This window comes from Marinomonas sp. TI.3.20 (assembly GCF_038155025.1).
Lineage (GTDB): Bacteria > Pseudomonadota > Gammaproteobacteria > Pseudomonadales > Marinomonadaceae > Marinomonas > Marinomonas flavescens.
On record NZ_JBAKAS010000008.1, the window covers coordinates 127,785 to 148,436 of the forward strand.

The following is a 20,652-nucleotide window of genomic DNA, read 5'->3' on the forward strand; positions in this document are numbered from 1 at the left end:
TCTTATTGAATATAAAATACTCTCTTTCACATAACGTCTAAATCAGCATAAGGTGTGGTTTATGCAAATAGTTGGATCATTAGTTGAATGGGTTTGTATCCATTGGGTTACCATCGTTGTTTTTTTGCATATCAGTTTCTCTTTCATCACATCGATACATGTTCTTTTATTCAAAGAAAATGAACGTACATCCCTAGCTTGGATCGGTCTTGTAATCTTCTCCCCTTTCGTGGGTAGCCTATTTTATTGGCTATTTGGAATAAATCGAATCAAGCGCTTAGCGCAAAAAAAGCACCCTCAAACGCTTAAACAAGATTTTTTTCACCAAAAAAAATGCATTAAATTTCATCAGATACCAAAATACTGGCATTCGTCCATCATCGCAGGACATGCCATCCACCCTGTCAATTTTGTTGAAGGTAACAATGTTGAGCCGCTCATCAATGGTGATATAGCCTACCCTGCGATGATCGAATCCATTCATTCTGCAAAACATTACGTTGTTCTATCGAGTTATATATTTGATTACGATTCCCTTGGCCAACAATTTGTTGATGCGTTAGCAAAAGCGCATCAACGAGGTGTCATTGTGAAGGTATTACTAGATGGTATTGGTGTTGGGTATAGCTGGCACAAATCAGACAGAGCCTTAAAAAAACGCGGCGTCACAACGGCCCGTTTTTTACCCGCCATTTCACTTACTGGCTTTCGTTTTATCAATTTAAGGAACCACAGAAAAATACTCTGTATTGATGGTGAAGAAGCTTATATTGGTGGAATGAATGTCAGTAAAGACAATGTAGTTAAATCTTCTGCACACCCTATTGATGACGTTCAATTTAAAGTCACTGGCCCCGCGATTGACCAAATTAGTCAGGTCTTTATAGAAGATTGGTTCTTTGCTACCGGTGAACTGATTAAATTCCCTCACTTTGACCCAAAGACATCAAAACAAATAAACGGTCATAACGTGGTTGCTCGTGTCGTTCAAGATGGCCCTGATGAACACCATAATAGAATACGCTGGACACTAATTAACGCCTTAGTTTGCGCCCAACATAGCGTAAAAATAATGACGCCTTATTTTATTCCTGATCAAACATTGATGACCTCTCTGCATGCGGCGGCATTGCGTGGCGTATCCGTCGAAATCATTGTTCCTGAGCACAGCAATATTCCCTTTGTAGACTGGGTGATGGAAGCAAATTTCCCAAGAATAGCAGAGCACGGTATAAAAATTTACAAAAACAAAAGACCGTTTGATCACAGTAAAATTGTCATTATTGATGATGTTTGGTCATTCATAGGTTCTACCAACTGGGATGCCAGAAGCCTAGAATTCAATTTTGAAATCAATCTAGAATGCTTTGATACCAAGCTCAATGCGCAGCTAACAGAAATGTTTACCTCAAAAAAACACAATGCTGATTTAGTTATTAGGGATGAAATGAATAATTTACCAACCTACAAAAAAATTCGTAATAACTTGTTTCGTTTATTTTCGCCCTATCTGTAATATAAGGGATAGCATCATGCCGTCAAACGCTTTATTAAAGACTGATATTTAATGATAAAAAAACGTTATAGCAAAGTTGAATCGCTAAAGTTTATGGGCAGTGCCTCAAAACAGGTGCTCGGACCCAATATCGAAATATTGTTGTGGAATGTATTCAAATGCAAAAAAAAGGGATGGTTGAAAGATTTTACCTCTCTCATTCAAGATAAAGATTTGATTCTTTTACAAGAAGCCATTTTAAACTCGCCCTTTGATAACCTTTTCCACAAATCGTCACAACATCAGTGGATTATGGCGAGTAGTTTTAGAAACGTAAAAACCAACATCGAGACCGGAGTCAAAACGGGATCAACCGTGGCTGCAAAACAGCAGTACTTTTCAGTATCAACCCATGGCGAACCTATTACACAAACCAAAAAAATGCTGCTGGCGGCCGAGTATCCACTGTTTAGTTTTGAAACACTGACTCCAGGACAAACCTTGCTCGTGGTCAATGCTCATGTTATCAACTTTGTTTCTATCGAGAAGTTCAGAGCGCATCTCGACCAAGTATTTCAGACACTGAAGCATCATGCTGGGCCGGTATTATTGGCAGGAGATTTTAATACATGGAATGGTAAAAGATTAAAATATTTTAATAAGCTCGCCGTATCATTTTCATTAGAAAAAGTAGACATGATTCGCCAGCCAAGACTCAATCATTTATTTCGACACCTTGACCATATTTACTATCGTGGATTAGAAGTAACTGATTCGTTCGTACATACAGAGATTCACTCTTCAGACCACTATCCAATCAGTTTATCAATACGCACATTAGCACCGCCACTTATGACATAAACCTGTTTTTCCTGTGCATGAAAAACAAACAATCAACTCATAGCAGCATCAAAAGCAAAGCCTACTAAGGCTGTTACTGACATCGCCAATGCCCCCCAAAAACTCACTCTAGCGATTCCAATCACCATTTTTGCACCACTCAAATACGTTGATATAGCGCCTAAGATGGCGAGGTGTGGAGTTTGCTGCCGCGCGGCCCTACTAATAAGACTTGAGGTGGAGACTATTCCATCATTAGCCCCAAGTACTGCGGCCCTTAACCAACCAACGCGATTTTGTCGATGGGGCTGCAAATGAGGCATTTGATTAGATTCCTTTTTATCGTTCTAGCGTTACATCGCCACCAAGCATCGTATATCGTAAAATACTTGGTGGCATTACCTCCATGAATCAATGCTCCCACACAATATGATTCACTTCTAAAGGTGTCGAAAAACCCTCTCGATGAGGAATTATTCGCAAAGTGTATTCAGATAATGTTTGCCGTTCAGGCACTGTGAGTCGATACAAATGAGCCCCCATTTTGTCATCAGGCACATCCATACATTCCATTAATTCTCGTATTTCATCACCGCCGTCAATACCATTGGCATAAAGTTCAACGCTCACATCGTGCGGTGCTAAACCATTGAGCAGTACAGTGGCGGCAAATATAAACTGTTCGCCCTCCTGTCTTGCAGTAATTCCGTCCACACGTAACCCAGCCCACTGCTGTTCAATAGTTTGCTGCCAGTCTGCAATCTGTTCTGCCACTTTGCCATTATCAGCTGAGCGGGTTTTAAAAGCCTCAGCGGCCGGAAGGTAGCGTTGTTCGGTATATTCACGTACGACACGGTTAGTTGAAAACTGTGGCGTTAGACGGGCCATACTTTCACGCATTCGTGTTGTCCATTCAACGGGGACTCCATTGCTATCTCGCTGGTAAAATTCCGGTATGACTTCCTGCTCAAGCAAGTCATAAAGTGCTTCTGCCTCCTGCGCATCCCAGGCAGGATCATTACCGTGCTCTTGACCATCCCCCAATGCCCAGCCGATATCTGGACTGTAGGCTTCAGCCCACCAGCCATCGAGCTCAGACAAATTAATAGCGCCGTTTACTAACACTTTCATACCGCTCGTTCCACTTGCTTCCCAAGGACGCTGCGGGGTGTTTAACCATACATCAACCCCTGCCACCAAATGTCCACTTAATAGCATGTCGTAGTCACTAAGAAAGATGACATGCTGACGAACTTGAGGCTGGCGAATGAATTGCACCCACTGCTTGATTAACGCCTGACCTGCCAGATCTGCTGGGTGAGCTTTCCCAGCCATAATAAGCTGCACAGGACGCTCTGGATTAGTCAATATTTTCAGTAACCGAGCAGGATCGTGTAACAATAAGTTAGGACGTTTATAAGTGGCAAAACGCCTAGCAAAGCCTAACGTTAGAACCTTGGGATCAAACAGATGTTGCGCCTCTTCTATTTCTGTCTGCGGTGCCCCTGATGCTGCCATCTGACGAACTAGATGTTCTCGTACATAAGTAACAAACGTCTGACTAGCAGCGGTTCGGAAGTTCCATAGTTCTGTATTTGAGATCGCTCTAATGGATTTTTCAAGATGATCCGTGGCGCCAAGCCATCGATCTTTACCACAAAATTTAGTCCAGAGTTCATCCGCGCTAGCAGAATCCCAACTCGGTGTATGTACACCGTTAGTGACATGGCCAATAGGAATTTCGTTTAACGGCCAACGCGGAAATAATGGTGCAAATAATCGTCGACTAACCTCGCCATGGAGTGCACTCACGCCATTCACGGCCCCACTACCTCGAACCGCCAGATAGGCCATATTGAAATCGTCGGTCAAATGGTTTGGCGCTTCCTGCCCTAGCGCTAACAAATCATTCGTTGATATACCTAACTCTACGTTGGCGTATTTGCCTAACCACTGTTCGATTAGAGCAGGTGGAAAACGGTCGAAACCGGCCTCTACCGCAGTATGAGTTGTAAAAACATTTCCGGCTCGGGTTGCTATAAGCGCTGCCGCAAAAGGTAACCCTGTTTTATGCATAAAACAGCGAGCTCGTTCTAAGATGGCAAATGCCGCATGCCCTTCATTCAAATGGCAAACTTCTGGCTCAATTCCAAGCGCTTCAAGCAAGCGCCAACCACCAATCCCCAACACTAACTCTTGCATTAATCGTAAATCTGCACTGCCGCCATAAAGCTCACTGGTGATAGCACGAAACGGTGCATAGTTTGCGGTGTCATTACTGTCTAGCAAGTACAGTTTTGTTCTGCCCACCTGAACTTGCCAGGCTCGCAGCCAAATCGGATGCCCAGGTAGATCAAGCTTTATGCGTAACCATTCTCCATTAGCGTGACGCAAAGGTGACACAGGTAATTGTCCCGGATCATTGTAAGGATACACCGCCTTTTGACTGCCATCGTTATCAATGAGTTGACGAAAATACCCTTGCTGATAAAGCAAACCGACACCAACGACTGGTACACCTAAATCATTGGCGGCTTTCAGCTGATCTCCCGCTACATTACCTAAACCGCCTGAGTAGATTGGCAGAGCATCGCTCAGCATAAACTCCATACTGAAGTAAGCCACCGTGTTAAGAGCTGATTTCGGATGATTTTTCTGAAACCAACCCGGTGTCTTTGCAGATTCTCGCTTCTTTTTAATCAATTCATCAAGTTGTGTACGATAAGCAGAGTCAGCCAACAGAGTACTAATTTGGTCACGCGATACGGTTTGCAATAACCCCCACGGATTATGCGTTAATTCCCAAAGTTCAGGATCAAGCTGTCTCCAGATATCATCGGTAGCATGATTCCATGAACAACGTAAATCGAGCGCCAGCTCTGCCAACAAATCAAATCCTTCAAGATCTCTTGGAAAAAGGGCCGTAAGGGGCGAGCTGCTAGGGGTTTGTTTGTCCATATTATTTCCTATTAAAATCTGTTGAAGACATTGTCTATCTAGGCTCGCACCTAAAGGGATGACGTTTTTTCAAGTTCAACGACTTGTCGAATCGTTTTAAGTACCGTATCCGGACTGAGACTGATTGAATCGATATCAATTTTCACCAAGTACTTTGCGATATGCCTCAGCTGTAACAGCAAATCCATTGGGTACTCGTACACCTTGTGCAGTAAGTTGTTGATACATTTCACCAAGTGAAGCGTTTTTTCCGCCCACCTGAGCCACATCGTCTATACCAATTTCTTCGAACCAGCGAATGTATTTATTTGACATGTAATCACCTATTAATGAATTGAATTAGCGATTTTTTTGCAAGCATTACCATAAAAATATTCACTGAGCATAAACTCAGAAATTGAAGTTTTCAGTGCTCTAACGAACAGATAAAAACAAAACATTTATTTTTACAAAAACCTGTGTCATAGACCAAACAGCCTCATCTCTTTTCTTTAGCAATGATGACCAAGGAGATAAAAGAGTCTGAGTCGACAATGAAAATAGAATCGTCGATAACTGTGTCAAATATGATAAGAGCGTTATTAGGCGAGACAGCAATTTTTGGGTAAATAAGGAAGTGTGGTTATTGAACTATTAGGAGAGAAACGTCGAAAAAGACAATCATGGCGTTGTAAAATGCCCTGTTATAATCAGGCGGGAGATTGAAATAATGCATGGGATACTATTATAGCGGTGGATCAAAACAAACACTCAGTTTCTTAGTCCACCGCTATTACTTACGTTGGCGTGAAAGCCTTTAATAACTCAGCATTAGTAGGATATTCTTCTAATAGATCAACTAATTTCTGAGCACCATCCACAGGTTGAAGGTGTGTAAGTGATCGACGTAAAGCTATGACTTTTCCTATTTCTTTTGAGTCAATAAGAAGCTCTTCACGACGCGTACTGCTTTTGGCAATGTCTATTGCAGGGAATATACGATGGCTTGCAACTTCCCTTGATAATACAATTTCCATATTACCAGTGCCTTTGAATTCCTCAAAAATCACCTGATCCATACGACTGCCAGTATCTACAAGAATAGTTGCTAAAATCGTCAAGGATCCACCATTCTCGATTTTTCTAGCCGCACCAAACAGTTTTCGTGGTATTTCTAATGCCCTTGCATCCACGCCACCCGACATCGTTCGACCACTACTCTTTCTCTCTGCATTATGCACTCGTGACAGCCTAGTCAAAGAGTCAATCACTATCATCACATCGTGACCTTCGCCGGCTTGTGCACGAGCAATATCAAGAAGATTATCGGCCACACGAACATGCTGAGTATAACTGTCATCCGAAGAAGACGCGTGTACCTCTGCAGGCACACTACGCTTAAAATCTGTTACCTCTTCTGGACGCTCATCAATCAGTAAGGCATAGAGTTTTATCTCTGGATAAGCTTTTCCCACTGCCTGACAAATATGTTTTAGTATCGTCGTTTTACCTGACCCCGGTGGTGCGACAATCAAGCCACGCTGCCCCATCCCGATGGGAGCAATTAAATCCATCGCACGAACAGAACGCTCATTAGAGCCGGACTCCAAACAAATTCTTGGAGAAGGATGAATAACAACACCGTTTAAAAATCGCTTCTGTGGGTCATTAGGAAACAAGTCCTCAACCACCTCTTCTACAGGATTGAGATCTTTGGCTCGCTTTCCTTTCAAACTTAGTATTTTTCTCGTCATAATATTATTTAAGGCTCTATAAAATTAAATATCTTATTTATTTATGATCGTTTGATGAGCACTGAAGAATAACCCCTCTTCCGTTAAACATAGGAAATGAATTAAAAGATTTACTGCTCTTTAAAAAAATATAGTCTCTTTATTGCTCCTTCAATTTCTAACAATAAAGAAAGTTACTGACTAAAAGACTGCACTTCATCATTGGTCAAATAGCGCCATTGACCCACTTCAACATCAAGTGAAATGCTTCCGATCTGCTCTCGATGAAGTGACATCACGCGATTCCCTACGGCGGCGAACATGCGCTTTACCTGATGAAACCTACCTTCTGTGATGGTCAATAACACTTCTGTTGGTGTAATCACCTCCAATATCGCAGGTAGCGTTAATTGCGATTCACCTTGCAGCTGAACCCCTTGCTTAAAGCGATATGTAATCTCTTCGACTCGCTCTGTAGATAACGCTTGAGAAAGCGTCACTCGATACAGCTTACGGCACTCTTTAGCAGGTAAGGTGAGATTAAAAGACCAACGACCATCATCGGTAACCAAAACCAACCCAGTAGTATCAGCGTCTAAACGCCCTGCTATATGTAACTCTGAAACGTTATCAAGCTCTAAATAATTGAATAGAGACGGATAGACTTCATCAATATTCGAACAGACAGTACCGGCTGGTTTATGCATCATAATATAGCAAAAATCACGAGTTTTCAGCTTAACACCGTTTAATATTATCGCATTATTCTCATGCACCTGGGTCGCTTCATTCGTTCTAACCTTACTATTAACACTCACTTGACCGAGCTGAATGCGTTGGATTGCTTCACTTTTTGTTAACTCAGTACTTTTACAAACGAACTTATCAAGGCGCATGATGAATAATATTCAGAATATGAGGAAATATGACAGGCATTATTCTAACCGATAACGATGAGTGATTTGATGATAATAGCCTTAACATTGCTTATGTCGCTTTAAGATACTGAACAGCCTGCCCTTGCTCTTCAAGAGTAAAGCATTTCATTTGAATGCTACTGAAAATCTTGCCTTCAAAATTCACAATCTGCTCTATCCACTTTTTATCCGTTAAAATTGCCACTTTTAGTATATTAGACATACCAACGTCAAAAATGTATTTGAACTCATCCATCATCGCTGCGATTTCAACGCCCTCGAAAGAGTTAATTTTTTCATAAATAACAATTTGTCCATGGCGTTCAATTTTGTCTTTCGCTTCACTAAGGACGATATTCATATCACTTTCTGTTATTTTTCCTGACATTTGAAATGCAAGGGCGTTATCAATTCCGATCTCTATTATTTCTAGCATCATTTCCCCTACTACTCGTTATGAAAAGGCCCTTATAAGTAAGGCTAAAATTCTGCGTTTACGTCTCTACACGAGTACTTGTCGTGTGGTCGCGATGTAGTGATGAACCTGATCTTCTATCTTTGGATCCACCATTTCTTCTGGACGACGGTCATTTGGGCAAGCCATACGAGGTGTTGTGCCAAATAATCGACAAATCAACGGACGCTCATCATACACAGTACAGCCATTAGGCCCTAAGTGTACGCAAGTCAGCTCTTCTAATGCAGCATCGTGTTCAGCGTCCGTTTTTACTGGTAGACAAGACATTTCTTCCGAAGACGTTGTTACTGGACCACAGCAATCATGACAGCCATCTACACATTTAAACGATGGAATATTCTCTCGCAGTCGTACAATGATGTCTCGGTTACTATTCATTCATATCTACCTTTTCCACAATTCATTAGCCTTACTTTATACCTAATTGACGATAAATTAATCACCTTTACACACTCTCGGATTACGATGCAGTCAACATTCGATACTCTATGTTTATTTTTCTCATAATTGTTGGCTTACTTCTCAAACAAATCTTTACTCATTATTAGTACCTATTTTTTGAATTATTTACCAAGAATAGAGTCTCTTCTTTAGCAGATATGTGTATCTATGCCATAAAGCAAGTCTATTCTATCATGCTATAATAAAACCTATATTTCATTGGATGAAACCGATTGTCAGCATATTCACTGGCATTATTAGTCAGATTAGACTTAGCTTTTTAGTTTAGCCATTTGGCTATTAAGGAATGTAAATGAGTGCAAAAGTAAAAATTGTATCCTCAATAGGTGCGATGTTTTTGATGGTCATTTTAATAGTGACATTAACCAGCTTTTTTAACTTCAAATCCGCATCTACGAATAATTATAAAGCATCGTTGAATGATAATTCATTCTTAATTGGCAACGCCATCGAACAGAAAATGAGTCGGTATTTTGATTCTCTTAATATCGTTTCTGATAAAATATCTATCAATGCTGATGGTAGTGTTAACCTAGAAAGTTTAAAAAACGAATTAGGAGATATTGAAAATAAATTAGGTGTTCTAGCCGTCTATGTTGGTCTAAAAAGTGGTGTCACCTATTTGCCAAGTGGTGAGATTTCAAATTTTAATGCAAAATCATTAGATAGAGAATGGTACAAAAGAATCTTTTCTGGTGAGAAAAATATCATTACAAAGCCCTATACCAGTAGTGCCGGAAACCTAGTAATGGCCTTGGCGATTCCAGTCATAAGAAATAATGAAATCGTCGCGGTATTGGCTGCGAACCTAGCCGTTGATGATCTAACCAAATACATTGCAACGCTTTCTGATAACAATCAGCTATGGGTAACAAGAGAAGATGGCTTTATTTTAGCGGGTAAAGATCCTAAATACATAGGAAAGAACCTTTTTGAATTAAGACCTAGCTACTCTCAATACAAAGACGAAATATCTACCCATCACACCTATGATCTTGAAGGTGAACAATATTTTGTAGCCCACTCTAAAATCCCATCGAACAACTGGTCAGTATGGTCTTGGGATAGCATGGCGAATATTAATCAAGCTTCTAATGACAATTTAGTAGAAAGCTTAATTACTGCAATTGTACTAATACTCATTTCTCTTTATGTCTCGTATTTTCTGATTATGAAATTAATTTATCGTCCAATTGGGGGAGAACCAACAGAAATTGAAGATATTGTAAAACGCATTTCTGATGGTGATTTATCCATTCAACGATCATCAGATGGAACGGAAACTGGCATCTATTCCTCTGTGCTCACAATGGTTGATAATCTCAAAGCCAGCATGTTAAATATTAATGAAGCGGCAGAACAGCTACATTCATCTTCTAGAGAAATAAGTACTGCCGCTCAATCTATTAGTGCTAGCTCTAGTGAACAGATGAATCAGCTAGAAAATTCAAGTACCAGCATGGAAGAAATGACAACAACGGTTGAAGATGTTGCTCGTAATGCTTTAGACGCATCAGTGGCGGCTCGTGAAGCTCATGATTCATCTGGGTTGGGATTAACCATTGTTACTGAAATGAATAACAATATTCAGGTTCTTGTTCAAGGCATCCAAGACGTTGTTGTCGTTACCAATAAACTCGAGGCTGAGACTCAAAGTATTGGCAGCATTTTAGAGGTTATTAATAGTATTTCTGAACAGACTAATTTACTTGCTTTAAACGCAGCAATAGAAGCAGCAAGAGCAGGCGAACATGGCCGTGGTTTTGCCGTTGTCGCAGATGAAGTTCGAAACTTAGCAAACAGAACGAAAGAAAGTACCGGCGAGATTCAAAACATGATTCATCGCCTTCAGGAAGAAGCGAAGAGATCAGTTTCCATGATGGAGCAGAATGTTATTGATGCTCAAAATACATCAGAGAAATCATCGAGTGCCGCCAACGCTTTAGATTCGATACAAACTTCTATTGTTTCGATACAAAACCAAAATGATCAGATCGCGACAGCAGCAGAAGAACAAACTCACGTATCCACTGACATCAGTCAAAGTGTGTTTGAAATCTACAATAAAGCAAAAGAAAACTTTAATAATTCAAAAGAGAATGATGGAAGATCTAAAAGGTTAGCTGAAATAGCCGCTAGCTTGAAAAAAACGGTAGAGTTTTTCAAGCTATAACTACGTTAAGATAAACGATTTAGGCTCAGGTAAAGATGAAACAAGATATTTCATCCTGAGCCTAAATTTATACTTGAGAACTACTTCCAATAATACAAAGCATCTTCCCCAAGCTCTTGTTCAATTTCTAATAAACGATTGTATTTTGCGATTCGTTCACTGCGGCTTGCAGAACCACTTTTTAAATGTCCGCCATCCATAGCAACAGCAAAGTCTGCCAAGAAAGTGTCCTCTGTTTCACCAGAACGATGGGAGATAAAATAGCGCCACCCAGCATCTCGGCACATGCGCACCGCTTCAATAGATTCTGTCACTGTGCCTATTTGATTCAATTTGATTAACGCTGAATTTGCTTCTCGCTGCTCTATCCCACGACGAATGTACTTAGTATTAGTAACAAATAGATCATCACCAACCACTTCTATCTTATCTCCAAGGCGGGCAGTGAAGCGTTTAAACCCTTCAAAGTCACGTTCAGCTAGAGGGTCTTCCCACAATATAATGGGATACTTTTTCACCCACTCTTCCGCCATTGCAATAAGGCCTTCACTATTCATTTGGCCTTTGCCAGACCACTTAAGGTCATAGGAGCCACTCATATCGGTAGAAAACGAATTAGCCGCACTGTCTACCGCAATAGCGATATCAACTCCAGGCTTGTAACCCGCCTTCTCAATCGCTTGAATTATGGTCTCGATTGCATCTTCATTACTATCTAGATCTGGTGCAAAACCCCCTTCATCACCCACACTAGTTGCCAAACCACGGTCTTTTAGAATGCCCTTAAGAACATGAAAGGTCTCTGCCACATAACGCATACCTTCTCGAAAATTAGGCGCGCCAATGGGAACCGCCATAAATTCTTGAATATCAACATTGTTGTCAGAATGCTCTCCGCCATTAATAATATTCATACAAGGAACAACTAAACGCCTCGCCCCCGTGCCACCTAAATATTGATAAAGAGGAATGTTAGATGATAGAGCCGCCGCCCGAGCGACCGCCATAGAAATGCCCAAAATCGCATTAGCACCAAGATTAGACTTATTAGGCGTACCGTCCAGTGCGATCATTGTACGATCCACTAAAGCTTGTTTAAACGGATCCATACCGAGTAAAGCAGGGGCAAGTTTATCATTTACATTCGCAACAGCTTGCAAAACACCTTTACCTGCGTAACGTGCTTTATCGCCATCGCGTAGTTCGATGGCTTCATTTTCGCCCGTACTTGCACCAGAGGGAACGGATGCGACCGACGTTGTACCATCACTCAGCTCAACAAATACACGAACGGTTGGATTGCCGCGTGAATCTAGTATTTCCATGGCTTGTATATTAGATATGGTAACTGACTTCATTTCTTACCCCTATTGTAGCTTTAAGCTACCGGTATAACGCCTTGTTGAGCGCCATAAAATAGTTGGCAAAATGTACAAAAAACGAAGCGCAGCCAACTGTTATGCCCCCGTTTAGGTAACTTACTATGTGTTATTTTCAATGTTTCTTTTTGATAGTCGAAATGACAAAAGGATTGCTTAACGCTGATTACTGGCTGACAGGCTATGACATAATTGATAGCCATACGTGCGAAGAGGTAAGTTTTTCATAGAAATGCGGTTGTCTATATACGCGTTAAAATAACCACTGGTCACCTCTTAACCACCAACACTTTATAATAGTGCCATGGTTTAAAAAGTGACTTATATCAACGCTAGACTTTAAAACTGTTTATTTACACTTTTCTTTCGATGATTTTATCAACAATATCACCCATCGTTGTCGCCATGATATCTGGCTGTCTATATAACGGGTGATAAATAGCCTGTGATCGAGCGATATAGGCCGCTTTCATGCCAACAGACAGTGCTCCATGAGTGTCCCAATCGTGAGTAGCGACTAACCGCAATGATTCAAGCGGTTGGTTTAATTGCTGTGCAGCAAACTGATAGGTAGCAGGATCTGGCTTAAAACTGCCAGTTTTCTCGACAGATATAATCTCGTCGAAATACTCAGACAAGCCTGAATTTTTCATTTGAGTCGAAATCAGACCGAGTGAAGAATTTGAAAAGGCGACCGTACGATAACCAGCAGAACGTAATCGACTAAGAGCTGGCTTGATATCATCATGAGCAGGAAGACTAGCAAAGCCACTCAGAATATCTTCACGGACCGCCCTAGATAATGCGATCCCCCTACGAGCAGCAATGGATTCAAGCATAATTCCAGCCAATGCTGCAAAGTCCGTTTTGACACCAGTCACAACACAGACCGTTGAAGAATGTAAAAGCATAGAAAACCACACAGCCATCGCACTTTGATCACCAAAGGCTGCTATAAACTTAGACTTTAACGTACTGAGATCCAGTACTGTTTCATTGATATCGAATAGTATTGTCTGTTTGTTCATTGTCTTTTTATTCATCGTTATTTCTCGTCGCATTATTTAGTAAACGATACATTTATTGGCTATACCAACGATTGTGGACTCTTTCCTAAAAAATACACCCTCGCTATATGAATCTTCGCCATATGAATCAAAGTCAGACTCATTAATACTGTAATATTGGTTGTCTTTACCCTCTACAAAACCATGTCGCCGCTAACTTAAAAAGTGGGCAATTGGACGTTAAAGCCCTTCAATGAAGAACCTTCTAAATAACGTGAGAAATAGTGAACAAACTCTTGATCTACAACTTTTCCCATTATTAAGCTCGCGTTTCGAATATACAGGCGACCATGCTTACGAATTGCGATGGCTTGATGCGTAATGTTCATATTGGTTCCTATCCATCGTTTCACATTGTAATTCGGCCTTACCATGCTAATAACGCTGCCTGTTGGAATACGGTTCAATAAGGCTTGATTGATCATTGAATGGGTTAGACCCTGCTGTAATACAGAAGAACGAGCAACTTGGCCTTGCAGAAAGATAGCCGACAATGGAATATACGGTGTGCTCACCGACTCAGGTTTAAGGCTTCTGCCTTCTTTTTTTAAGGCGATAAGCAGCGTTTTTTTAGATTCTGGCGCCGCTGTTATATTCTGTATCCGATTCAGCGCCATACGCTGATACCAAGCCTTTTTATCGATAATGGTGTTTGCTAAGGCTGTCTGTGTGCCGCCTATTTGCTGGGTAATGTCTTTCAACATCCAATGATTATTCGGAATCCAGTCGACACTGGGGAAGTGATTACGAGTAACAAAAGACACCTGACCATGGTCATAACGAATTTTTAGCAGGTTAGGAACAAAATCATTGGCTGATTGAGACATTGCACCAGCCAGCACCGTCTCTACGTAAGTTGTACAATCAAATTCATTAAAACGCCATAAAGGGTCTTTATCATATTTACCATTAATACCTTCCCCTAGATTACCATCCACATAGGGGGCGCCTAGCAAGGTAGCACTAAGGCGTTCGATCTTTTGTGCCGTGCTTATTGAATGCGCTTGGTTGGCTTCTATCACCCTATCAAAACTTGCTTGACGATTTTCTGAAGGCACTGTCATGTTCGCTTGAGACGGTGCCGACATCGTCGTAAGCAAGCAGTAACACCCTATGAGATTGATCTTTTTAAACATACGTCCACTACGATAGGATTGGAGTTCCAAGCCTATCGTAAAAAGTCTTTCATGGGAGCCAGCTTTACAGTTTTTTCTAAACCTGAACGTTCTAAACCTGAACGTTCTAAACCTGAACGTTCTAAACCTGAATGATACTAATACTCGACACCTTCTCTGTATTTATGATTCTTTACGCGAGTTTATTTACATCAAATTAAACATTGCAGCACAACAAAAAAAGACCGATCAAAGATCGGCCTTTCTATGCATTTTTAAGAAGTGTTATGGGATTATTTTTTTGGTTGCCAAGCATGAAGATGAGCTTTACGCATAGCATCTTTTTCCGCAGCAGACGCACCCCAGTTATTATTATAAACTTTTCCTTCCCAATCACCGTAGGCTGGGTTTGGTAACAGGATAAATTTAGTACCAAATAATGCCTTATCTTTTTCGACTGCAGCATAACTTTCTTTTAGACTCTTAGTTTTAAAGTCTTTAGAAAAATCATTCAGGTTGTCGCCCATGAATAATGCAATATCATAATGCTCTGCTACTTTTAGGCGACGAGGTTCTTTATCGCTCGTCGTTGTTTTCAGCATCAAATGCGCATCATCAACATCAGGAAAACCAAGTTCTTTTAGGTTTTTGCGCGTACCTTCCAAACCACTCATTTTACGGTTAGTAATATAGAATACTTCCGCACCATGTTTCACCGCATAATTTAAGAAATCAACAGCACCCGGCAAAGCGGTTGCTTCTGCAGAAGCCATCCACTCTCCCCATGTTTTACTGGAGTAGCTTTCATTTCTGCCCACTAACCAAGATTCATAAGCGCTGTTGCTAATGATTGTTTCATCAGCATCGACCACGATTGCAATTTTTTTATCGCCTTTATGAGTGCTTGCATAACTATCAAAACGCATTTTCGCTAAATTAAATGCTTGATAAGACATTCCTCTAAATTCAGCGGAAGCTTGCATCCATAAGTTGGACATGACCAACTGTTCATTCAAATTTTTCGTAGTGTACGAAGCGTCATCTGCCCATGCTGGTAAAGAAACACTTCCCACCAATATAGCGGTAGAGACAAGTAGTGTACGTAATCTAGTCGGAACCATTTCCAAACTCCTTTAAGTGAATAAGCTAAAACAAGGACTTACTAAGCAACCTAATCCCATTTCTTAATTGTCCATGTGTCATTATCATTACAAGATTTTAACCACTAGGTCAAAAATTTTACGATAACTTTAAACTTCAATATGACATTCATCCCTACTACGAGAAAGTTACTCGATTGCGGCCCGAGCTTTTAGAAAGATAAAGCGCACTGTCGGCCAATCTTAATGCATGATCAACGCCCTCTTTGTCGCTTGTGTGAGCGCAACCAATAGAGGTCGTAATATGACCATGTTTTTCTGTATAGTTTGGTACTACGATTTCTTCAACTGCTCTACGAATACTGTCCGCAACTATTGAGGCTTCTTCTTTGGTCATTTCACTTAAATAAAGTGAAAACTCTTCACCCCCTAAGCGACAGATCAAATCCTCTTCACGGACAAATTTATTCAATATTCGAGCAAATTCGATTAATATCTTGTCACCCATTTCGTGACCAGCTGTGTCATTCACTTTCTTAAAATGATCAATGTCTATCATTAGCAGCCAAGACGTCAAAGGCGCGACTAACTCACGGTCTTCTTCCAGTTTCTGAGCCGCCACCTCCATAAAGAAGCGCCTATTAGGTAACTGAGTCAATTCATCCGTCATTGCAGAATGATGCAACATTTGTTCCATTTCGCGGCGCTTACTGTCTACTTTTTCTTGCATAATGGCACTCACCACCACAAGCAGAGCAATAAACCAGCAAATTGATACAACGTAAATACCAAAGATACTGTTTTGACTAGAGTTCACTAACGAACGGATCACCATATAACCGATCAACAAAGGCACAAAATACCCAAGTAATATTTGGATACGGGCAATCTTACCGCCTATATAAGGTGACAATAATGCCCTCAATCCGCCTTTATCGGCTGTTACCGCCAATGTACCAATACAAAGCAAAACACCGAGAGTAGTAGAAAGGAGTGACATGGAGCCATAAAACGCGGTTAAACCATAAGCATACCCAGTTATGGATATTAGCGGGAAACATAACGCGGTAAAGGAAAGCAACTGGGAAATAAGAGGAAACTTAAAAATATAAGACAAATGAGACAGTGCTAAAAGCAGCAACATAAACGCAGTATTAACGCCAACTGAATTGCTTTTACCAAGTAATAAGTCGCGGTCTACTATTGATTGGAATGGCACTAGGGTCGTGGTGAATGGAATGCCACTGGCACCCTCTACAATATATAAAGTGCAGAGAACAGTCGCAACTAGACCCAATAGTACAGGCATTTTTTTGCTGATGACTCGGTTACTCATTTCAATACTTAACGCCACCAGCACAACTATCGTGGCAGTCAATGGATTGGTAGCAGGTCCGTTAACAATAGGCCGATATAAATACTCAAGGTTAAAGGCATAACCAACCAGAACTAACAGTCCTAATAACATAGTAATTAGCCCAATCGGTTGGCCTATTCCTATAATAAAACGACTCAAATTTGAATGCTTGATTTGCTCGCCATTCAGGTAATCATTGGCATCTGAAAGTGGCATTACAATGGCCTCTTTATACTATTTGACGTTAATTTTATTTTACGAATTTCTTTTTTATAGCCTGTGAAATTGATGATGTTCACCTTAATTATAGAAGCATTAATTCAACTTCTTTATTAAATTTAAAATAGAATTTCATGAGTCCCACGCAGGAATTCATTATTCTCTTAAAATATCTATACCTTAATGAAGCTCAAGCCGTTTAAAACGCCTATTCCAGTTTCCTTCATCGCTTCTTTCGCACGCTTCTTGCGTATCAAAAAACACATACTGGTGACTATTTTTAATAGAAACATTGGCACGAACTAACTCATCCTGAATGAGGCAACAAAAAAGCTCATCTTGTTTCGTTTCCAATACCCTTTTTAGCTCTTCATCTTGTCGAAATACGCACACAATTCTGAGCGATTTAGGATATGAATTAAAATCAACCAAGTGCGTTAACCAAATAAATCCTTCAATATCGTATAACATTCGATCACAGACTTTTGTTAACGCTTTTCTTAATTCATTTTCGAGTTTTTTGTCTGACTTTTTCATTCGTCAACTTAAGTGAACATTCAGGTTAGTTTGTAGAAGAAAGGCTATCATATCAACCTATTACATCCGCTGGTAAATATTTTATTCTATTAGAGCAATGTCCAGTTCGATCGACAACAAAGAAGCTGTAATAAATTTAAAAACGCTTAGCATTAATCACTGTTGACACTTCGCAATCACAACCCAAAAATTCAAATCAGCTGCGACGACCAGTAAGCAATATCGATAATTTTTGAAGCATTCAGACCAGATTTTTATCTTAAAATGGCTTATTATTCCCTTCCCGGCTCGTTAATAGCCTCACTATTTCAAGATCAATTTTTTTTCTATGATTAGACTTACGAATATACAGCTACCTTTGGATCATAATGACACCGCATTAGAGCAAGTTATTTTGTCCACTTTGGGCATTAAAGCAGATCAACTTGTTCGATTTTCAGTTTTTCGACGCGGCTATGACGCAAGAAAGAAAGCTTCTATTCTTCTGACCTATACTTTGGATGTTGAAACCTTAAACAACCAAGCTTTGTTGAATAAATTTTCCGATAGCCAGCAAATTAAAGCAACGCCAGACCTCAACTACCACCCAGTTGCACAAGCGCCAGCGACATTAGCAGAACGCCCGATTATTATTGGCTTTGGCCCTTGTGGCTTATTAGCAGGCCTAGTGCTTGCTCAAATGGGTTACAAGCCTATTATTCTAGAACGTGGCAAAGAAGTACGAGAACGCACCAAGGACACATTTGGTTTTTGGCGCAAAAAAATACTCAATACAGAATCCAATGTACAATTTGGTGAAGGCGGCGCGGGGACCTTCTCAGACGGCAAACTGTACAGCCAAGTCAAAGACCCAAAACAATACAGCCGAAAAGTACTCAATGAATTTGTTGCCGCCGGCGCACCTGAAGAAATTCTTTTTGTCAGCAAGCCACATATCGGCACATTCAAATTGGTGGCTATGGTCGAGAAAATGCGTGCTCAAATTATTGAGCTCGGTGGTGAAATTCGCTTTAGCGCACGTGTTGATGACATCCATATCGAAGACAACCAAATCACTGGTGTCACGCTTTCAGATGGAGAGCGACTTGAGTCCAAACATATTGCTCTCGCTATTGGACACAGTGCCCGAGACACTTTCGAAATGCTTCATGACAAAGGGGTTTATATCGAAGCTAAACCTTTTTCTGTTGGTTTTAGAATCGAACATGAACAATCCGCTATTGATAAAGCCCGCTTTGGTCCAAATGCTGGTAATGACATTCTGGGGGCCGCGGATTATAAGCTGGTTCATCACTGTAAAAATGGGCGTTCTGTATACAGCTTTTGTATGTGCCCAGGCGGTACTGTTGTCGCTGCGACTTCCGAAGAAAACCGCGTTGTTACTAACGGCATGAGCCAATATTCTCGTAACGAGCGCAACGCAAACAGCGCCGTAGTGGTTGGAATAAACCCATCAGATTACCCGGGTGGACCTTTAGCAGGTATCGAGTTCCAACGTCAGTTAGAAAGCCATGCATTTGTTATGGGAGGCAGCAATTACGACGCTCCTGCGCAAACAGTCGGCTCTTTCTTACGCAATGAAACACCCGAAGAAGTGGGCTCTGTAATTCCTTCATTCAAACCCGGTATCAAACTAACCAACCTTGCTGACGCCTTGCCAGATTTTTGCATTGACGCAATCCGCGAAGCCATTCCTGCATTCAATAGGAAAATTAATGGCTTCTCCTTTGAAGACGCTCTCTTAACGGGTGTTGAAACACGCACATCAGCGCCGATCAATATTAAACGTGATGAGAGCTTCCAGAGCATAAACACGAAAGGTTTGTATCCGGCAGGAGAAGGCGCCGGTTACGCTGGCGGTATTATGTCTGCCGCTATTGATGGTATAAAAATCGCTGAAGCAATGGCGCTAAGTATCAATCAAACCGTTAAAAGCTAAGCATTCTTGCTCATACCAGAGGCCTTTGCCTCTGGTATTTCCTGCTCGTACTACCTTCTAAAGAACATTAAAACTAATCAGTGTCTCATCGTGATTCGTCAGTGAATTAAACCCAATAGAATCCGCCACTGAGACAAGCCCATTTAGTGTTCCCGTAATAAAAAAATAGTCTTTTCCTGCATATCCACGGCGAATACACTCAAGAACCCCCTGTTTCAGTATGCTTCTTTTTCGCTCAGCGGCCTGTTCAATTGAAAAAGCAAACTCATACCCTTGATGCTCACCATTAAAAACCAAATCACCAGAAAGCGTTTTTTGTGAAATCAAAACGCCGTAGTTAAAAAAGAAATCACAGGCTGGATGATTCAATGTATTTATAGCTGGACGGATTAGCTCAACGGCAGCATAAGTATCCAGACTGGCCACCAATTCACTGATTGATTCATTGGACGTAGGAACGTTTAACTGAAAGCAAACTTCCATTTCTGTGCCACGCAGTACTTCGCGGGACACAGTTTCACCCGTTGTAGGCACAACCTGAAAATCAAAGATCGGTGAAATAATAACACCGTCATTTCTATCGACAATTTTCCAGCCAGCAATCACAGCACCTTGCTCAAGCAAGGATGCAATCAAATGGGCTTGATCATCCAACAACGCATCCAACTCGGGCAAGGTTATATTGGCAAGATCCAAATCAGAAAAGCCTTGATCGCGAAAAGCTTGTAACGTCGTTTTATACGCTTCAAAATGCATACGTTTTGCCTATAAATTGTTGGGGAGTCATCGTTAAACTAAATTGTTTTAGAGCAAGAAATATTAAGGGATTGAATAGCCTTTCAGCGTCTACCACAGCTTGCTCTAACTCAAGCAACTTGGGTAAATCTGTTAAATTTTCACACCT

The 20,652-nt window shown here is 40.9% G+C and carries 18 protein-coding genes; 4 read left to right on the forward strand and 14 right to left on the reverse strand.

Translation table 11 applies throughout. The annotated features are described in order from the left end of the window. The first annotated feature begins 61 nt into the window (after positions 1–61). Positions 62–1,516 (forward strand): phospholipase D-like domain-containing protein, encoded by a 1,455-nt coding sequence (locus tag V6259_RS10240; RefSeq protein ID WP_341584446.1) that lies wholly within the window; start codon positions 62–64, stop codon positions 1,514–1,516. A gap of 51 nt (positions 1,517–1,567) precedes the next feature. Continuing rightward, positions 1,568–2,356, forward strand: coding sequence for an endonuclease/exonuclease/phosphatase family protein (locus tag V6259_RS10245; protein ID WP_341584447.1), 789 nt, complete (start codon positions 1,568–1,570; stop codon positions 2,354–2,356). A 32-nt stretch (positions 2,357–2,388) separates the two neighbouring features. On the opposite strand, the gene V6259_RS20045 is transcribed toward V6259_RS10245, so the two are convergent. From V6259_RS20045 to V6259_RS10280, 7 genes are all read right to left on the reverse strand, one after another. Further along, complete coding sequence (locus V6259_RS20045; protein ID WP_445928508.1) at positions 2,389–2,658, reverse strand: hypothetical protein; 270 nt, start codon at positions 2,656–2,658, stop codon at positions 2,389–2,391. Positions 2,659–2,746: 88 nt separating this feature from the next. After that, entirely contained in the window at positions 2,747–5,293 is a 2,547-nt protein-coding gene (gene glgP, locus V6259_RS10255) for an alpha-glucan family phosphorylase (protein WP_341584448.1), read from the reverse strand. A gap of 135 nt (positions 5,294–5,428) precedes the next feature. Further along, a complete protein-coding gene (locus tag V6259_RS10260; RefSeq protein WP_445928509.1) occupies positions 5,429–5,608 on the reverse strand; it encodes a PEP/pyruvate-binding domain-containing protein in 180 nt (59 codons plus the stop codon). A gap of 461 nt (positions 5,609–6,069) precedes the next feature. Next, positions 6,070–7,026: a transcription termination factor Rho gene (gene rho / locus V6259_RS10265; protein ID WP_341584449.1), complete on the reverse strand. Its 957-nt coding sequence runs from the start codon at positions 7,024–7,026 to the stop codon at positions 6,070–6,072. 173 nt (positions 7,027–7,199) lie between these two features. Further along, positions 7,200–7,901, reverse strand: a complete 702-nt coding sequence (locus V6259_RS10270) for a pseudouridine synthase (RefSeq protein ID WP_341584450.1) — start codon at positions 7,899–7,901, stop codon at positions 7,200–7,202. Between the two features lie 91 nt (positions 7,902–7,992). Continuing rightward, complete coding sequence (locus tag V6259_RS10275; RefSeq protein ID WP_341584451.1) at positions 7,993–8,361, reverse strand: STAS/SEC14 domain-containing protein; 369 nt, start codon at positions 8,359–8,361, stop codon at positions 7,993–7,995. 63 nt (positions 8,362–8,424) lie between these two features. After that, positions 8,425–8,778: a YkgJ family cysteine cluster protein gene (locus V6259_RS10280; RefSeq protein ID WP_341584452.1), complete on the reverse strand. Its 354-nt coding sequence runs from the start codon at positions 8,776–8,778 to the stop codon at positions 8,425–8,427. Positions 8,779–9,154: 376 nt separating this feature from the next. Between V6259_RS10280 and V6259_RS10285 the strand changes: the two genes are divergently transcribed. Continuing rightward, positions 9,155–11,035 carry a methyl-accepting chemotaxis protein gene (locus V6259_RS10285; RefSeq protein WP_341584453.1) on the forward strand — a complete coding sequence of 627 codons (1,881 nt, stop codon included), beginning with the start codon at positions 9,155–9,157 and terminating at the stop codon, positions 11,033–11,035. An 80-nt stretch (positions 11,036–11,115) separates the two neighbouring features. On the opposite strand, the gene eno is transcribed toward V6259_RS10285, so the two are convergent. From eno to V6259_RS10315, 6 genes are all read right to left on the reverse strand, one after another. Continuing rightward, entirely contained in the window at positions 11,116–12,393 is a 1,278-nt protein-coding gene (gene eno, locus V6259_RS10290; RefSeq protein WP_341584454.1) for a phosphopyruvate hydratase, read from the reverse strand. A gap of 374 nt (positions 12,394–12,767) precedes the next feature. Further along, positions 12,768–13,457, reverse strand: a complete 690-nt coding sequence (locus tag V6259_RS10295) for a haloacid dehalogenase type II (RefSeq protein ID WP_341584455.1) — start codon at positions 13,455–13,457, stop codon at positions 12,768–12,770. A 182-nt stretch (positions 13,458–13,639) separates the two neighbouring features. Continuing rightward, on the reverse strand, positions 13,640–14,581 hold the full coding sequence (locus V6259_RS10300) for an N-acetylmuramoyl-L-alanine amidase-like domain-containing protein (protein ID WP_341584456.1): 942 nt from the start codon (positions 14,579–14,581) through the stop codon (positions 13,640–13,642). Between the two features lie 308 nt (positions 14,582–14,889). Next, positions 14,890–15,717 (reverse strand): 5'-nucleotidase, lipoprotein e(P4) family, encoded by an 828-nt coding sequence (locus V6259_RS10305; protein WP_133011534.1) that lies wholly within the window; start codon positions 15,715–15,717, stop codon positions 14,890–14,892. A gap of 157 nt (positions 15,718–15,874) precedes the next feature. Beyond that, positions 15,875–17,269, reverse strand: coding sequence for a GGDEF domain-containing protein (locus tag V6259_RS10310; protein ID WP_341584457.1), 1,395 nt, complete (start codon positions 17,267–17,269; stop codon positions 15,875–15,877). A 183-nt stretch (positions 17,270–17,452) separates the two neighbouring features. Next, a complete protein-coding gene (locus tag V6259_RS10315) occupies positions 17,453–17,809 on the reverse strand; it encodes a Fis family transcriptional regulator (protein WP_341584458.1) in 357 nt (118 codons plus the stop codon). A 328-nt stretch (positions 17,810–18,137) separates the two neighbouring features. Between V6259_RS10315 and V6259_RS10320 the strand changes: the two genes are divergently transcribed. Beyond that, entirely contained in the window at positions 18,138–19,748 is a 1,611-nt protein-coding gene (locus V6259_RS10320) for an NAD(P)/FAD-dependent oxidoreductase (RefSeq protein WP_341584459.1), read from the forward strand. A gap of 57 nt (positions 19,749–19,805) precedes the next feature. Here V6259_RS10320 and V6259_RS10325 read toward each other — a convergent pair whose 3' ends face one another. Beyond that, positions 19,806–20,504 carry a hypothetical protein gene (locus V6259_RS10325; protein WP_341584460.1) on the reverse strand — a complete coding sequence of 233 codons (699 nt, stop codon included), beginning with the start codon at positions 20,502–20,504 and terminating at the stop codon, positions 19,806–19,808. Positions 20,505–20,652: the final 148 nt, after the last annotated feature.

Coding starts and splice junctions, on each gene's coding strand:
- V6259_RS10325 (WP_341584460.1), bottom strand. CDS start 20,504: ATGCATTTTGAAGCGTATAAAACGACGTTACAAGCTTTTCGCGATCAA.
- V6259_RS10260 (WP_445928509.1), bottom strand. CDS start 5,608: ATGTCAAATAAATACATTCGCTGGTTCGAAGAAATTGGTATAGACGAT.
- rho (WP_341584449.1), bottom strand. CDS start 7,026: ATGACGAGAAAAATACTAAGTTTGAAAGGAAAGCGAGCCAAAGATCTC.
- V6259_RS10245 (WP_341584447.1), top strand. CDS start 1,568: ATGATAAAAAAACGTTATAGCAAAGTTGAATCGCTAAAGTTTATGGGC.
- V6259_RS10240 (WP_341584446.1), top strand. CDS start 62: ATGCAAATAGTTGGATCATTAGTTGAATGGGTTTGTATCCATTGGGTT.
- V6259_RS10280 (WP_341584452.1), bottom strand. CDS start 8,778: ATGAATAGTAACCGAGACATCATTGTACGACTGCGAGAGAATATTCCA.
- V6259_RS20045 (WP_445928508.1), bottom strand. CDS start 2,658: ATGCCTCATTTGCAGCCCCATCGACAAAATCGCGTTGGTTGGTTAAGG.
- V6259_RS10310 (WP_341584457.1), bottom strand. CDS start 17,269: ATGCCACTTTCAGATGCCAATGATTACCTGAATGGCGAGCAAATCAAG.
- glgP (WP_341584448.1), bottom strand. CDS start 5,293: ATGGACAAACAAACCCCTAGCAGCTCGCCCCTTACGGCCCTTTTTCCA.
- V6259_RS10320 (WP_341584459.1), top strand. CDS start 18,138: ATGATTAGACTTACGAATATACAGCTACCTTTGGATCATAATGACACC.
- V6259_RS10285 (WP_341584453.1), top strand. CDS start 9,155: ATGAGTGCAAAAGTAAAAATTGTATCCTCAATAGGTGCGATGTTTTTG.
- V6259_RS10305 (WP_133011534.1), bottom strand. CDS start 15,717: ATGGTTCCGACTAGATTACGTACACTACTTGTCTCTACCGCTATATTG.
- V6259_RS10270 (WP_341584450.1), bottom strand. CDS start 7,901: ATGCGCCTTGATAAGTTCGTTTGTAAAAGTACTGAGTTAACAAAAAGT.
- V6259_RS10295 (WP_341584455.1), bottom strand. CDS start 13,457: ATGAATAAAAAGACAATGAACAAACAGACAATACTATTCGATATCAAT.
- V6259_RS10315 (WP_341584458.1), bottom strand. CDS start 17,809: ATGAAAAAGTCAGACAAAAAACTCGAAAATGAATTAAGAAAAGCGTTA.
- eno (WP_341584454.1), bottom strand. CDS start 12,393: ATGAAGTCAGTTACCATATCTAATATACAAGCCATGGAAATACTAGAT.
- V6259_RS10275 (WP_341584451.1), bottom strand. CDS start 8,361: ATGATGCTAGAAATAATAGAGATCGGAATTGATAACGCCCTTGCATTT.